This window comes from Acinetobacter sp. ANC 3813 (genome assembly GCF_002135435.1).
GTDB lineage: Bacteria > Pseudomonadota > Gammaproteobacteria > Pseudomonadales > Moraxellaceae > Acinetobacter.
The window spans coordinates 161352-176233 of record NZ_NEGK01000003.1; the positions used below are offsets into that span (position 1 = coordinate 161352).

Here is a 14882-nt window from a genome sequence, read left to right on the forward strand (position 1 = left end):
GACAAAATCTGCAGATGAAATTTTCTTTAAAATGCATAACGGACCATTGCTTCTAAACGGCTGTCTGTACCCTGCTTAGACTCAAATGTTGTACGCTCACCATATACATATTCCACAGCATAAGTGAGTGATTTGCTCGGGCTATAAAATAAATTCACCCAGCCTTGATATAGGCTTTCATTCGCTGCAGGCATTAACCGCGCATACTCACCGCCATCATCTGCCCGCATAGCTCCAAAGCCCAGTGTCGAACGCCACTGACTATTCCAATTATGTGTAAAGCCCAACGCCAATGAATCATATTCATTTTCAATAATTTCTTTATCCGCATTTACGGCATAGGCATCATTGGCGAAGAGCATAAATTTATTATCACCTTTGACATGGTAATAATCCGCATGCAGCTTATTCTGGCTATCAATTTGATATACCCCGCCCACGCCAAGCCCCCATGTCAGGGCTTCGTCAGAACTGGTTTTTTTCTGCATCGCCAATGTTCTAACATTCAGAACACTTTTGCCATCATCTGACTTAAACTGAGTTTTAGTGGTCAGTGCAGGCAAGCGTGTTTTATCAACCAGATTTTTACTGTTGGCGCCATCTTCCAGTGCTACCCAGCTGCTCATATTTTTATTAAATTGATGCTGATATTGGATCATCGGATTGCGCTGAATTCCGCCGCCTACATTGGCCATAAAATCCACCATTTCCGGCAATATATCTGCAGAGACAAAAGGCGACGTTGTTTGTCCAAATAGCCAATTATTCACTTTGATATAGGCATGACGAATTCGCAACTGATCTTGTTCGCTGCCGCCCCGAAAATCAATTTCTATCTTGCCGCTGACATCCTGCTGATCAATCTTCGTTTTCAGATCCAAACCCAAACGGCTGGCATTCACATTGAATAATGTTTTTCCATTGGCACTTTGCGTACTGTCATTTAATGGAACTGTATTTATTTTATTAAAAATCTTATCTGAGCCTTCAAAATGATAGGCGATATCAGCACGAACAAAACCATAAGGCTTTAATTCTATGCCACTTAATGGTTTTGCAGCTTCAGGTTTCACCGCAGTCATTTCTTTAATCTGCTGATCCTGCACATTGGCCTTTTGTTCCAGAACCTCTAGTTTTTTCCGGAGCTCTTCAATTTCCGTATTTAAATTGCCGTTTGCCCAGATGATGGTAGGTAAAGTACATACAGCTATCGCTAAAGCATGCTTTGTAAGCGCCATGATTCATTCCTTGAATTAAAATAAACTGCCTTATCCGTGCATCAAGCACGTGTATTTAAAGCGGGAATAAAAACTAGCACGAACAAAATGAAAACAATTTTATAAATATATTCAAATTATAAAATATGCTTATAGCATCTTAAAAAAATATAAATACAAGTTAAAAAGACCAATTAAACAATCAAAATAATCGCATTAAACAAATCTAGAATAAAAATAAATTCTTCTATTTCTTATTTTTCACAAAAAACCGAGCGCCGACTTAAATCACAAATCATTTTACAATCATGATAAGAATCACTTTTCATGTAACATTTCACCTTTTTTAGTTACACAAAAGCCACTGTTACTAACATTGTATCTATTAAAAATTCATTAAAGTTTGAAACCTAAATCAACTTAATGGATTCATATATATGAACATTTTATCTAAACTGGCACTTACTGCTGTTATTTCTGTTAACTGTGTTGCCGCTGTTGCAGCAGAAGTTGAAAAACAACCTGTAGAAGCCGCTGCATCTGAAGTTGCTGTTCAAGAAGCAACTGTTACAGTAACTCCTGCTGTTGAAGCTGCAGCTTCTGAAGCAGTTGCAAAATAAACACCTCCCCCGTGTTTATCAATAAACCCGCATCATGCGGGTTTATTTATTTTAATATCTTATTACCAGTACAATCAACCAGCAACAACATTCAATTAAATAATCATTAATTAAAATAAATAATAATTTTTATAAAATACACACCTTTTAATTTTTTCTCATTAAATAAAAATAGTCATTGGTCTTCAATACATCCTAGATGTTGTAAAGCTTCTCCGCTTCTTTCCACAACTGTCATCCTACAGATCACAACATCAATCTCAAATACAACCACTGTGATAACACATGTAGATAAAAATCATAAAATCTAAAAAATTAAGTATTTGTAATTTATATACTATTTTCATCAATTAAATTTTAAATATTATTTTTTTTATTTTTACCAGTATTTTATTGTTTTTTTTATAAACCTTATTGTTAATAATCAGTCGCTTTTTATTTGTACATTTTTTGCTTTTTTTAATTTGCTGACAGAGTTCCCACCCTTGAAAATGATCAAGTTCCGCAAGATAGGAATTCTTGCCCTATCTTTAGCAGCCACTGTCTTTACTGGCTGTATGAGTACAACCAAAATAGGCACACAAGCTGCTGAACGTAAACAATTTATGCTTTTATCTGAACAATATGTTCAGAACAAAAGTGAGAAAGAAATGACTAAAATCTTTGGTGCTGCATCAAAGATTAAGTATGAGTCCTATGAAGACCGCCTAGTCAGCGTTATGAATCGGCTCATTCCATACACAGCGCACTATTTGGACAATGACCGTAAAATTAACTGGTCCATTACACTGCAATCCAACCGTAAAATTAATGCCTATGCTTTAGATAATGGCGCAATTTTCATTTCATCTGCCCTGTATTACCAAGATCTAACTGACGATAATCTCGCGGTTATTATTTCTCACGAAATGGCGCATGCAATCCGCCAGCATAACCGTGAAGCGATGAGCTGGAAAAAAGTGGTTGCCCCGTCATTATTGGCCGCAGCTTTTGTGACCAATGGTGCGACTGCATATGTATCCAGCCTAACGCATGATATTTATGGCAACACTTACTCACGCACGATAGAAAAAGAGGCTGATATTATCGGTTTAGACTTATTGGCGCGTGCAGGCTATAACCCTTTAGCGGCAGTAGATACATTCAATAAAATTGAACCTGTATTTAAAAAGGCGCACCCAGTTTTGTCTCGTTTACCTACACTATTCGCGACTCACCCGCATTTTGAACAGCGACGGAAATTTGTCTACGAAAATCTTGAAGCGCTGAACAAAGTTTATCAAGCCTATGATGTGACTGCAGTTGTAGATACATCAAACATAATTCAATGGAAATTTCCCAAGAAGATTATTGTAAGCAACAATATCATTCCGAACATATCCGATACTGAAAAGGCTTTGCCTCAAAATACATTATCGACTGCTTTGTCAGAACAAAATCCTCCACATAATGCCACTTTAGCTGAGACCGAAGTCAGCGCGCACAACAAAGATGTATATACATCTGAAAGCGCGATGTAATTTCAAATATATACAGTGAATCATTGATTTTTATTTGAAATATGATCTCTTGACATAATAAGCCCCTTTTTGAAAGGGGCTTATTCATAGCTGCTTCTAAACGCAGTATTCATACTTGTATAAAAGCAATCAAAGCGCCGATGCTCAACTTATCAAGATTTTTCAGCCTCGAAACGCATTTTCAATCACAGAGATATCTATTTTCTTCATAGTCATCATTGCATCAAATGCCCGTTTAGCAGCCGCACGGTTTGGGCTTGTGAAAGCCTTGGTTAAAACAACCGGCGTGATTTGCCAAGAAATGCCCCACTTGTCTTTGCACCATCCGCAATCACTTTCCTGACCGCCATTTCCAACAATGGCATTCCAATAACGGTCTGTTTCATCTTGATCTTCAGTTGCAACCTGAAATGAAAATGCTTCACTGTGTTTGAAATACGGACCGCCATTCAGCCCTAAGCATGCAACCCCCAGCACTGTGAACTCCACTGTCAGCACATCCCCCTCACTTCCCGATGGATAATCACCAGGCGCGCGGTGAATGGCGCTAATAAATGAATCTGGAAATGTCTCGGCGTAAAATTTAGCAGCTTCTTCAGCATTATCATCATACCAAAGGCAAATCGTATTCTTCGCTATATCCGTCATTTCAAATCTCCATTGAGATAAGGCTGACTTTATTCTGCTCTTTTTTGCATAGATTTACATGCTGCGTACCTCAGCCTAACCAAAGCTATACTGCGCACTTTCCATATCTATCAAAAAATGAAATTGACTTTTAAATTAACTATATATTTATTAAACAATATGCGTTTTAATAATGCTCAAAAATAACTGCACTTCTAAAAACAAAACAATGAAATCTGAATAAATTTATTTTAGTGCGGATCTTGTAATGACATTCTGAACATAAATAGAAAAACAATAAAGTTTCACGATGATGCGCCTTAGGAACAGTCGTTTTCTAAACCAAATCTAAAACGTTGCCATTGCAAGATTAATTAGACTGTATATAGTTTTATTGAGCAGCCGTCCAGCCATGAATACACCTACTTCAAATATCAGAAAAAAAATAATATAAATAAAACAGCATTTTATAAAGGAGTATCATAACTTATGTAAAGCATAACAGCATTAAACACTACTGGAATTGTTTCCAGCTAAGTTGACACACTATAAGTCACTAATGGAGGCTTAAAAAGAATCATCTCATTTTTGTGCAATACTATTAATGAAATTTTTCAACATCCAAAAATATCAGCATCAGCTTAGAACTCAATAAAATGTCGATTTAACTTTTATACAATTGACTTCCTGCACCCTAATTGTAATCTTATAAATTATTAGGAATGATAAAAATAAAGTGCAGGAACACTCAAATGACTCAAACGGTTCGTCTCAAGGATTGGGACAAGAGTTCACCAGGTATTTCCGAAATTTCTTCGAGACTTAGATTCTCGTTTGAAACGGGACAGATTTGGCTTGATGAAGAACGCATGATGCTCATGCATTCCTCATCATTAATCGCTCTGCGTAAAGAACTCATTGAAACGCTTGGCTTAGAGCGCACACGCGGTATTTTAACCCGTATTGGATATGCCGCGGGTTTAAGAGATGCTGAAATTGTCAAAGCAAGCTACAAAGGTCTTTCCGATTTAGAATTATTGCACAAAGGCCCTCTTCTCCATGCGCTAGAAGGGATGGTGAAAGTAGAGCTAAGAGCCGTTGAAATTGACATTGAAAAGGGAAACTATTTTATAGATGCGATTTGGGAAAATTCAATTGAGTATCAAATCCACAAAGGTTTTATTGGCCCTGATCAAACCCCTATAGCATGGAGTGAATTAGGTCACGCAACAGGATATGTCAGCGGCATCATGAACCGGTTTATTCTGCATAAGCAGGTTGAAATTACGCCTAAAGGCCCCCGTTTTGTCGGCAAACCTTTAGAAGAATGGGACGAAGTTTCTGAAGAGCTTAAATACTATCAATCTGATTCAATTGTAGAACAAATTTTAGCCTTGCAAAATCAGGTTGAAGATTTAAAGCAAGCGCTTCCTAAGCCGTTTATGCCTACTGATTTAATTGGCGAATCTGAAAAATTCAAAGAGGCTTGGACACTGGCTGAAAAAGCATCATCAAGCACCGTCACTGTTTTGTTATTAGGTGAAACTGGAGTAGGTAAAGATGTTTTCGCCAACGCCATTCATAATGCAAGTCCTAGAGCGGACAAACCCTTTGTCGCTGTAAACTGTGGCGCTCTACCAAATGAACTCATTGAATCAGAGCTCTTTGGTATTGAAAAAGGTGCTTTTACTGGAGCACAAACGTCACGAGCTGGACGATTTGAACGGGCTGATGGCGGCACACTCTTTTTAGACGAAGTTGGCGAGCTAAGCATGGCGGCTCAAACACGCCTTTTACGCGCTTTGCAATCTGGCGATATAGACCGCTTAGGCAGTACTGAAACACGTAAAGTGAATGTACGTGTCATTGCTGCGACCAATGTCGACCTTGCTGAAGCTGTAGCAAATGGAAGCTTTAGAAAGGATTTGTATTACCGTTTGAACGTTTTTCCCGTATCTATTCCGCCGTTAAAAGAACGTAAGAACGACATTTTGGCTCTAGCACAGCGCTTTATTGATAAGTTTTCTGCTCGTGAAGGTAAACGAATCAAAGGGCTTACTGACAAGGCTATTCATGCACTGCAGTCACACGACTGGCCAGGTAATATTCGGGAACTGGAAAATGTCATTGAACGGGGCATAATCCTTGCACATCAGGACAGCTTCATTGATGCTGCTATGTTATTTCCACCCTCATACACCACCCTGCTTGATGAAAATATAAACATTTTAGACCGTGAAGGAAAAATCACTGAAGCTGTAAATAAACCCTTTGAAGAGTTTGTAAATAACCTTCTAGATAAACAAACAAGTTTAGATTCAATTGAGAACTTATTTGTGAAAGCCGCCATTCAGCGCAGCAAGGGTAATTTATGCGCCGCGGCAAGGCTATTAGGAATCAGCCGAGCGCAAATGGGCTATAAACAAAAGAAATTGGCTTAAGACTCACTTTCAAAGCATCAAAAAAAGCAGTCGTTTTCGACTGCTTTAATTTTAATAAAAATCTAATTAAATGGTGTAATAAATTAACTTGCCTGCTGTTCTTTCAGCATATTCAACGCGACATCGACGATCATGTCTTCCTGACCGCCCACCATGCGGCGCTTGCCCAGCTCAACCAAAATATCGAATGCTGATAAACCATATTTCTGCGCAGCGGTTTCGGTATGGCGTAAGAAACTTGAATACACACCTGCATAGCCCAGCGCCAAAGTCTCACGGTCGACTCGTACCGGACGTTCTTGCAATGGACGCACAATATCTTCGGCGGCATCAATCAGCTTTTTCACATCACAGCCATGGTTCAAACCCATACGCTGTACGGCTGCAATAAACACTTCCAGCGGTGCATTGCCTGCGCCTGCGCCCATGCCGGTCAGGCTGGCATCAATTCGGTTGCAGCCATGCTCAAGCGCGACAATGCTGTTCGCAACACCGAGGCTAAGATTGTGATGCGCATGCATGCCCGTTTCAGTTTCTGGCTTGAGCACATCTTTCATGGCTTTGAAACGGTCTGCAATGTCATACATATTCATTGCGCCGCCTGAGTCCACCACATAGATGCACTCTGCGCCATAGCTTTCCATCAGCTTGCCCTGCTGCGCCAAGCCTTCAGGCGTGTTCATATGGCTCATCATCAAGAAACCAACCGTGTCCATGCCCAGTTCACGCGCATATTCAATGTGCTGCCTAGACACGTCTGCTTCAGTACAATGCGTTGCTACACGCACCACACGTGCGCCTGCATCATAAGCCGCTTTTAAGTCATGAATGGTGCCAATGCCCGGCAATAGCAATGTCGCCACTTTGGCCTGTTTGACTTCACTGGCAACCGCTTCTATCCACTCTAGGTCGGTATGTGCACCAAAGCCATAGTTAAAGCTGGAACCTTGCAGGCCGTCACCATGCGCCACTTCAATGCTGTCGACACCTGCCTCGTCTAAAGCGCGCGCGATTTGACGGACTTGATCGAGAGAATACTGATGGCGGATGGCATGCATGCCGTCACGCAAGGTCACATCAGAAACATAAATTTTACGCTGCGGATCTATCATTTTATGCTCCTTCTGCTGTTATGGAATTTGAGTCTAGCTTTTGATTAAGATGGGTTTCAGCAAAGCGTTCAGCTGCTGCCAATGCTGCACTGGTCATAATGTCTAAGTTGCCTGCATAAGCGGGTAAGTAATGCGCTGCGCCTTCCACTTCAAGGAAGATCGAGACTTTTAAGCCTGTGAGTTTGCCCAGTCCTGAAACATTCAAAGGACGGTCTGCACCGAACTCTTCAAACTGCACTTCCTGCTTTAAGCGGTAACCCGGCACATAGGCATGCACAGCATCTGCCATCTCTTTAACGGATTGACGGATCGCCTCTTGATCCGCACCCAACTCTGCCAGGCAATACACTGTGTCACGCATAATTAAAGGTGGTTCTGCTGGATTCATAATGATGATGGCTTTGCCTTTTTGCGCGCCGCCGACTTCTTCTATGGCTTTAGAAGTCGTTTCGGTAAATTCATCAATATTGGCGCGCGTACCCGGCCCTGCAGATTTGCTCGCGATTGAGGCGATGATTTCGGCATAGTGCACTTTGGCAATACGGGAAACCGCTTTCACCATCGGGATGGTCGCCTGCCCGCCGCAGGTCACCATGTTGATATTTGGCGCATCCATATGCTCATCGAGATTCACCACAGGCACCACATAAGGGCCAATGGCAGCGGGTGTCAGGTCAATCACCTGAATGCCATGCTGCTGTAAAACCGCATTATGATGCGCATGTGCACCTGCTGAGGTCGCATCAAAGACAATTTTAATGTCTTTAAATGATGGCAGCTTCAGTAAACCTTCCACACTTTCTGCGGTGGTTTCAAAGCCAAAACGCGCAGCGCGGGCCAAACCGTCAGAGTTTGGATCAACCCCAACCATTGCGCCCATTTCGACATATTTGGCATTGCGCATGATTTTAATCATCAGATCCGTGCCGATATTGCCTGAACCGATGATGGCGCTTTTAATTTTTGACATGTTGTTTTCCTTATCAATGTATCTATGCAAATACAGCCGTGACTGAGCCAAAACCTTCAATCTGTACCTGAAACTCATCACCCGGATTGGCCACCGCCATTGGCCCCAAAGCGCCCGTCAGCACCAGATCACCTTTTTGCAAGGGACGGCCGCGCTTGACCATTTCATCCGCCAGCCAGACTGCGGCATTTAAAGGATTGGCTAAGCAGGCTTTGCCGATGCCTTCCGACACCACCTCACCTGCGCGCATCATCTGCATTTTGCAATTCACTAAGTCGACATCTGCCAGCTGTACAGGCTGAGAACTCAGCACATATGCGGCCGAAGATGCATTGTCAGCTACCGTGTCCAGCAGTGAAATTTTCCAGTTTTCAATCCGGCTATCCACCACTTCAATGGCGGCCAAGGCATAATCAGTCGCGCTGATAATGTCGGCATAAGTATGCTGGGCTTGTGTCAGATCGGCTTTCAGCACTAAAGCAATTTCCGCCTCAACCTTCGGCTGAATCAGTTTGCCTGGAGGAATCGCTTCACCGTCACCATAGGCCATGTCGGCAAACAGCATGCCAAAGTCTGGAGAATCCACACCCAGCTGTTTCTGCACAGCTACTGACGTCAGGCCAATTTTTCGGCCCACCAAACGCCGGCCGCTGTTTAAAGCACGTTCAGTATTGATGTCCTGAATGGCATAGGCATTATCTACTGTGGCGTGTTCGCCCAGTGCTGCTCGGATCGGAGCTATGGCTTGTCTGGAATGCTCTGCATCAAATAATGCCTGTGCAAAATGTTCCGCAGCTTGTGGCATGGTGATCATCCTTATTCTTTATGCGCTTGGCAAAATTTAGGCAAAGGGAACCCCTAAGCAGTTAACGCTTATTTCATTATTGATTGGGTTATTGCCGCAGTTTGACCGCGTTTGAGATTTGAAAAATTCCAGCCGCTGAGGACAGCTGGAATCCTAAAATTGTTTTAGTCGGTAATGCTGACGTTTTTACCGCTTTTTAATTCAGCCATGCGGTCGTTCAATTCGCCATCCACATAATAAAGTTCTGTGAAACAGCCGATTTGATCACGGGTATCAAAATAGGCCCAGCGGCAATTGCCGAATGGCCCTTCAAAGAAGCCTGCCATGGCTTTTTTGATGCCTAAATCGGTATAATGCTGTTCAGCCTGCGCATATTCTTCAGCATCTTTTTGGCGGAAGCCAATGTGATGCGGGCCTTTGCCTTTATCATCCAGCCAGTCTTTATACACGCTTTGACCGCCGTCATGGCGCGCCAGCTCAATTAAAGTCTCGCCGGCAAAGCCATAAGCGCAGCTGAACTGAAAGTCACCCGGCTGACCATAATATTCTTTCTCTTTTTGCGTTTGAGAAAGGCCTTCAGCCACGTTCCACACTTCCACACCATTGGTTTTACTGAAAAAATCCATAGCCTGCTGTAAGTCTTCTACGACAAAACAGATTTGATCAAAACGCTTGCTGAGCATTGCATTGACTTGTGACATTTAAATGCTCCTTATGCTGTTTCTAAAATGCGAAAACTAATCGCTTGAGCTGGACAAGCACTTGCCAGTTCTTTAATTTCATCTTCACGGTCTAAATCCACCATATGTAGCTTGAGCTGAGCCACTTGACTGCCTTGCGGAATTTCAAAAATATCCTCAGACATGAGGCACATACCGTAACCTTGGCATTGTTTGCTGTCTAAAATGACTTCAATTTTCTGTGTCATGAGATTTCATCCTTAAATCAAATATGGTGTTGTTTTTTATAAAAATACGCCAAGGTTGGGTGTACGCAGCACCGCTTCAGTCAATACCGCTTTGCGCTTCAGCAAACGCGCGCCTTGCTCAGTGATTTTTAAAGTATCTACGCGGCGGTAAGGAATAATATCGCCCTGCTCGTCATGGCCGCGCTGGCGGTACATGATGGTTGCGCTATGTACATTCACCACATCCGCCTGCTCAGTCGGCTCTATCATCACGCTGCCAATAACACGTAAAGTCCGTGACGGCGGCACTTCCGCCCAAGCCTGACCAGACGCCATGCGGTCAATACGTACTTTGATGTGCGCCTTTGTATCTAATATGCGGTACGCATTCCCTGGGAATTCGTCTTTATAATGAAGTGAGCTGATGCGCAGCGGCACTTCATAGACAATTTCATCATCCAAAAGCGCAAACCATTCGTCAAAACGGCGCTCATCCAGCAATAGCGCTTCTTGCGCTAAAAAGTTATGTACAGTTTCGCGAGTTGTAAAATCCATTTATGCCACTCCTTTTTGCTGCGCATTTTCATCCGCTAGGCAAGTTTCTTTGGCTTTTTTGCCTTCACGCATTTCTTTTAACCAGCGGCGCCAGAAGCCAATTTGGCAGTATTCGCCATAAATTGATGGATGGAATTCACCTGGGCCTTTCCACTCTGGATCTTTACCCAATTGCTTTTGGCTATAGTGCAAATTCACTTGCTCTTTACGCATCCACGGGCTTTGCGCGCCTTTGGCAATACCTTCCCAAACTGCGGTGTCATCTGCTTCAAAAATACCGCCTGAACCGAAAGCATATTGCCCAGCTGCATAAGCTTTTTCTGCATAGGCTTCAGGTACAAAGCTGAACTCAAACTCGTAATTCCACAGCTCCATCACACCCGGCGCAACAGGCTGCCACATGCGGATATTGGTAAATGGAATTGGCATTTCACCTGGTGCAGGCGGATGCGGCAGACGCATATAGCTGAAGTTCGGGAAAATCGTGCCAATCGTTGGCGGCACTTCTTTGATCATTTTAATTTGAACTTCATCTAAATTTGAAAGATCAAAATTGGCTTGCAATTCTGGCGGATAACCCCAGTTTGGCAATGGAATACCCACCATGCCAGAAAGATCATGTCCAATGAAGCTGTTGCCGTTGCCAAAGTCATAACCCGAAGCATGTGTGCTCACTTGGTTGACACTTGGAATAAAGCCTGAACTTGCTGCCGATAAATGGGCTGTACTCACGTGGTAAGCATCGCCGCAGAAGTTTTCTGCGCCGCTTTTCCAGTCTGCTTTGACTTGGAAGCGTTCAGGCTCTTTAAGCAAACGTACACCGTCTGGATGAATACCGAAAATAGCATCTAAAGCCCAAACGGTATCGCCTAAATATTCACGTAATGGCGGTACATCTTCATTTAGCGACGCAAAGATAAAACCGTAAATGCTTTCAACTTTGGCTGCGCGAAGAAGTCCCCACTCTTTCGCGTCCAGCTTGCCGCCGTAAGCATCTTTCATGTGCGGCGCGCCCATCCAGTCGCCGTTGTTTTTATATACCCAGCCATGGTACGGGCATTTGAAGCTAGAGGCATTGCCTTTATCGTTATGACATACTTCTGTGCCGCGGTGACGGCAATGATTCAGCAAAACATTAATTTTATTTTCGCTGTCACGAGTCACAATGACTTTATCTAAACCTAAGCGGCGCAGTACATAGTCACCCGAATTTGGAATTTCAGTTTCATGTGCAATAAAAATCCAGTTGCGGGTATAAATGCGCTCCATTTCGGCACGGAATACCGCATCATCATTAAAGATATCAATCGGCAAAAAGCCTTTATTGATGCTTGCCTCAACGCGATCACATAAATTGTCTACGTAATCTTCATCACTTCCTGCTGTCACTTGAATGTACTTGAACATGTGACTCTCCTTCCATTTTTGTTATGCCTGCCTGGCGGTCAGATCAAAAAACTGATCTGACAGTAAATTCGCTTGGTACTTAAAATGTTGAGATAAACCGATTAGCCTGCTTTCTTCGCAGGACCATTAAATGGCGCCCAGTTCTGCTTGCGGAATTCCAGCAGGTAAGCTTGCGCATTGTCTTCATGCAATGGCAATTCACGCGGCACCCAGTCTGTATCCAGCTGGTCCATATCGGCGTCGTATTCAAAACGGCAGCCGAGTGGGCCGTCAAAATACCAGAACCAGTTCGAGCCTAAACCGTGACGGCCCGGCCCCCAGAAGCTTTCATGCCCTGCTTTTTGGAAACGCTGGCCTGCCAGCATCAATTCGCTTGGACCTGAAAGGTGGAATGAAATGTGCTCTACACCTTTAATATGTTCAGGCGCTTGAATTAAAAACAGGGTGTGGTGGTCTGTTGTGCCGCCAGAACGCAGGAATGGCCCGCCGCCTAAACGGTCACTGACACGGAAACCCAAACGTTTCACATAAAACGCTTCAGCTTTCGCTGCATCGGGTACAAATACCGCAGTATGTGCAATAGTGCGCGGCTGAATTTCAATAGAATGATCTACACCTAATACATTCAAGGCCCGTTCATGTGCAGCGCCTGGTGCATTGATTTTTTCAGCTGGAAGATTCAATTCACGGCGGATGCTGATTTGAAAACCAATCGTAATGCCTGAATCATCAATGGTCTCTAAAGCGCCGTTGTCCAGCACCTTGACTTCACGGTCTGTGCTCAGTTCTGCTTGAATGGCGTCTAAAGTGGCTTGGTCTGCTACGCCATAAACCATTTTGCGCAGCTGGCTCATCGACGGCAGTTTCGCTGGCAATGATGCATGCTCAGCTTCAGCGGCCAAAATACCTGTACCATTCAAGGTTTCAAAATAACGTCCAAAGGCTTGGTTCGGCACTTCGGTCAAGCCAAAGTCCTGCATAAATTTCACTGATGCGGCCAAATCATTTGCACCGTAAATCAGCTGATCAATCCCGATAATATTCATTCCATTACTCCTGTATTCCATTCCTAGGAATACGCGTATTACTTTGATCTTTTTATGTTGCCGTTTGATTGCATCATGCATCGGCTATCGGATATTCAGCATTGTGTCCATATGGCTGAACATCCAATAGTAGATATAGTGCTAATTGACTATTGACTTAGCCTGTGAGCAATCCGTCCCAGCACATGTATTTCATTTCCAAGAATTCATCGATGCCGTAATGCGATCCTTCACGGCCTAAACCGCTTTGTTTCACACCGCCGAATGGTGCAACTTCATTCGAAATTAAACCCGTATTAATACCGATCATGCCTGCTTCTAAAGCCTCTGAAGTACGCCATACACGCGCGGCATTCTGACTATAAAGGTATGCAGCCAGACCAAATTCGGTATCGTTGGCTTGCGCAATCACATCTTCATCTGTACTAAAGCGGATGAGTGGCGCGACAGGACCAAAAGTTTCGTCATGCGCAATCACCATGTCTTTGGTGACATTGGTCAGAACAGTCGGTTCAAAGAAGAAACCGCCCAATTCGCTGCGTCGTCCACCGCACACCACAGATGCACCATGCTCTACAGCATTGGCAATATGCGACTGCACTTTTTCCACTGCGCCAGCATCAATCAGTGGCCCTTGAACCACGCCTTCTTCCAAGCCATTGCCGACTTTTAACTCTTTCACTTTTGCCGCGAGGCGCTGTGCAAATTCGTCATAAATGGCATCTTGCACATAAATACGGTTGGCAGAAATACACGCTTGACCCGTGTTGCGGAATTTAGAGGCAATCACGCCATCTACCGCTAAGTTCAAGTCTGCATCATCAAACACAATCGATGGCGCGTTGCCGCCCAATTCCATCGAGCATTTTTTAATGGTGGCTGCTGACTGTTCCAGCAAAGTACGGCCCACTTCTGTTGAACCTGTAAAAGTAATTTTACGAACCAACGGATGCGAGGTCAGAATGCCGCCAATAATGCGTGTATCGTTACCTGTTAGCACACTAAATACACCGTCTGGCACACCAGCGCGGCGTGCAAGCTCAGCCAAGGCCAAAGCCGTCATCGGCGTTTGGCTGGCAGGTTTCACCACCATGGTACAGCCTGCTGCCAGTGCAGGGCCTGCTTTACGGGTAATCATTGCCGCTGGGAAGTTCCAAGGCGTAATGGCTGCGCAAACGCCAATCGGCTGTTTCAGCACCACAATACGCTGGGTGTCTTTAGGCGCAGGCAATACATCACCGCGGATACGTTTTGCTTCTTCGGCAAACCATTGCAGGAATGAAGAGGCATAATCCATTTCACCGTGCGCTTCAGATAAAGGCTTGCCTTCTTCCAAAGTAATGATGGTGGCTAAGTCTTCTTTATTTTCCACTACCAATTGATACCAGCGGTTGATAATTTCTGAACGCTGTTTAGCTGTGGTTTTACGCCATTTTTCAAAGGCCATTTGCGCAGTGGCAATGGCGGTATTGGTCTCTTCTTCCTTACAGCGCGGCAGTTTCACCAGCTCTAAACCCGTTGCAGGGTTATTTAAACTGTAAGTGCCATGTGCAGTTTCTTGCAGCCACTGACCATTAATAAATGCGCCTGTTTTCCAAAGGCTTGGATCTTTTAATAAATCCGCAGGATTGATCTGTGCAATGCTGTTCATAATT

At 43.6% G+C, this 14882-nt stretch carries 14 protein-coding genes; 3 read left to right on the top strand and 11 right to left on the bottom strand.

Going from position 1 to position 14882, the window contains the following annotated elements:
- Positions 1 to 26: 26 nt before the first annotated feature.
- A complete protein-coding gene (locus tag B9T34_RS05685; protein ID WP_086212202.1) occupies positions 27 to 1238 on the bottom strand; it encodes a DcaP family trimeric outer membrane transporter in 1212 nt (403 codons plus the stop codon).
- Positions 1239 to 1654: 416 nt separating this feature from the next.
- Here B9T34_RS05685 and B9T34_RS05690 point away from each other — a divergent pair, with 416 nt between their 5' ends.
- Together B9T34_RS05690 and B9T34_RS05695 are read left to right on the top strand one after the other, a co-directional pair.
- Entirely contained in the window at positions 1655 to 1837 is a 183-nt protein-coding gene (locus tag B9T34_RS05690) for a hypothetical protein (RefSeq protein ID WP_086212203.1), read from the top strand.
- Between the two features lie 557 nt (positions 1838 to 2394).
- Complete coding sequence (locus B9T34_RS05695; RefSeq protein ID WP_171265131.1) at positions 2395 to 3357, top strand: M48 family metallopeptidase; 963 nt, start codon at positions 2395 to 2397, stop codon at positions 3355 to 3357.
- 162 nt (positions 3358 to 3519) lie between these two features.
- On the opposite strand, the gene B9T34_RS05700 is transcribed toward B9T34_RS05695, so the two are convergent.
- Positions 3520 to 4005 (bottom strand): VOC family protein, encoded by a 486-nt coding sequence (locus tag B9T34_RS05700; RefSeq protein WP_086212205.1) that lies wholly within the window; start codon positions 4003 to 4005, stop codon positions 3520 to 3522.
- Positions 4006 to 4736: 731 nt separating this feature from the next.
- Between B9T34_RS05700 and B9T34_RS05705 the strand changes: the two genes are divergently transcribed.
- Positions 4737 to 6425 (top strand): sigma 54-interacting transcriptional regulator, encoded by a 1689-nt coding sequence (locus B9T34_RS05705; protein ID WP_086212206.1) that lies wholly within the window; start codon positions 4737 to 4739, stop codon positions 6423 to 6425.
- 83 nt (positions 6426 to 6508) lie between these two features.
- On the opposite strand, the gene dmpG is transcribed toward B9T34_RS05705, so the two are convergent.
- From dmpG to B9T34_RS05750, 9 genes are all read right to left on the bottom strand, one after another.
- Positions 6509 to 7537, bottom strand: a complete 1029-nt coding sequence (dmpG, locus tag B9T34_RS05710; protein WP_086212207.1) for a 4-hydroxy-2-oxovalerate aldolase — start codon at positions 7535 to 7537, stop codon at positions 6509 to 6511.
- Between the two features lies 1 nt (position 7538).
- Positions 7539 to 8507 (bottom strand): acetaldehyde dehydrogenase (acetylating), encoded by a 969-nt coding sequence (locus B9T34_RS05715; RefSeq protein ID WP_086212208.1) that lies wholly within the window; start codon positions 8505 to 8507, stop codon positions 7539 to 7541.
- Positions 8508 to 8529: 22 nt separating this feature from the next.
- On the bottom strand, positions 8530 to 9312 hold the full coding sequence (locus tag B9T34_RS05720) for a 2-keto-4-pentenoate hydratase (protein ID WP_086212209.1): 783 nt from the start codon (positions 9310 to 9312) through the stop codon (positions 8530 to 8532).
- Positions 9313 to 9476: 164 nt separating this feature from the next.
- Positions 9477 to 10013, bottom strand: a complete 537-nt coding sequence (locus B9T34_RS05725; protein ID WP_086212210.1) for a VOC family protein — start codon at positions 10011 to 10013, stop codon at positions 9477 to 9479.
- An 11-nt stretch (positions 10014 to 10024) separates the two neighbouring features.
- The gene (locus tag B9T34_RS05730; RefSeq protein ID WP_005009939.1) at positions 10025 to 10240 is read right to left on the bottom strand and encodes a ferredoxin; all 216 of its coding nucleotides are present in this window, start codon (positions 10238 to 10240) and stop codon (positions 10025 to 10027) included.
- 36 nt (positions 10241 to 10276) lie between these two features.
- Positions 10277 to 10774 carry an aromatic-ring-hydroxylating dioxygenase subunit beta gene (locus B9T34_RS05735; RefSeq protein WP_086212211.1) on the bottom strand — a complete coding sequence of 166 codons (498 nt, stop codon included), beginning with the start codon at positions 10772 to 10774 and terminating at the stop codon, positions 10277 to 10279.
- Complete coding sequence (locus B9T34_RS05740) at positions 10775 to 12181, bottom strand: aromatic ring-hydroxylating oxygenase subunit alpha (protein WP_005009944.1); 1407 nt, start codon at positions 12179 to 12181, stop codon at positions 10775 to 10777.
- Between the two features lie 101 nt (positions 12182 to 12282).
- Positions 12283 to 13227: a VOC family protein gene (locus B9T34_RS05745; RefSeq protein WP_086212212.1), complete on the bottom strand. Its 945-nt coding sequence runs from the start codon at positions 13225 to 13227 to the stop codon at positions 12283 to 12285.
- 157 nt (positions 13228 to 13384) lie between these two features.
- The gene (locus B9T34_RS05750; protein WP_086212213.1) at positions 13385 to 14878 is read right to left on the bottom strand and encodes an NAD-dependent succinate-semialdehyde dehydrogenase; all 1494 of its coding nucleotides are present in this window, start codon (positions 14876 to 14878) and stop codon (positions 13385 to 13387) included.
- Between the last annotated feature and the right edge of the window lie 4 nt (positions 14879 to 14882).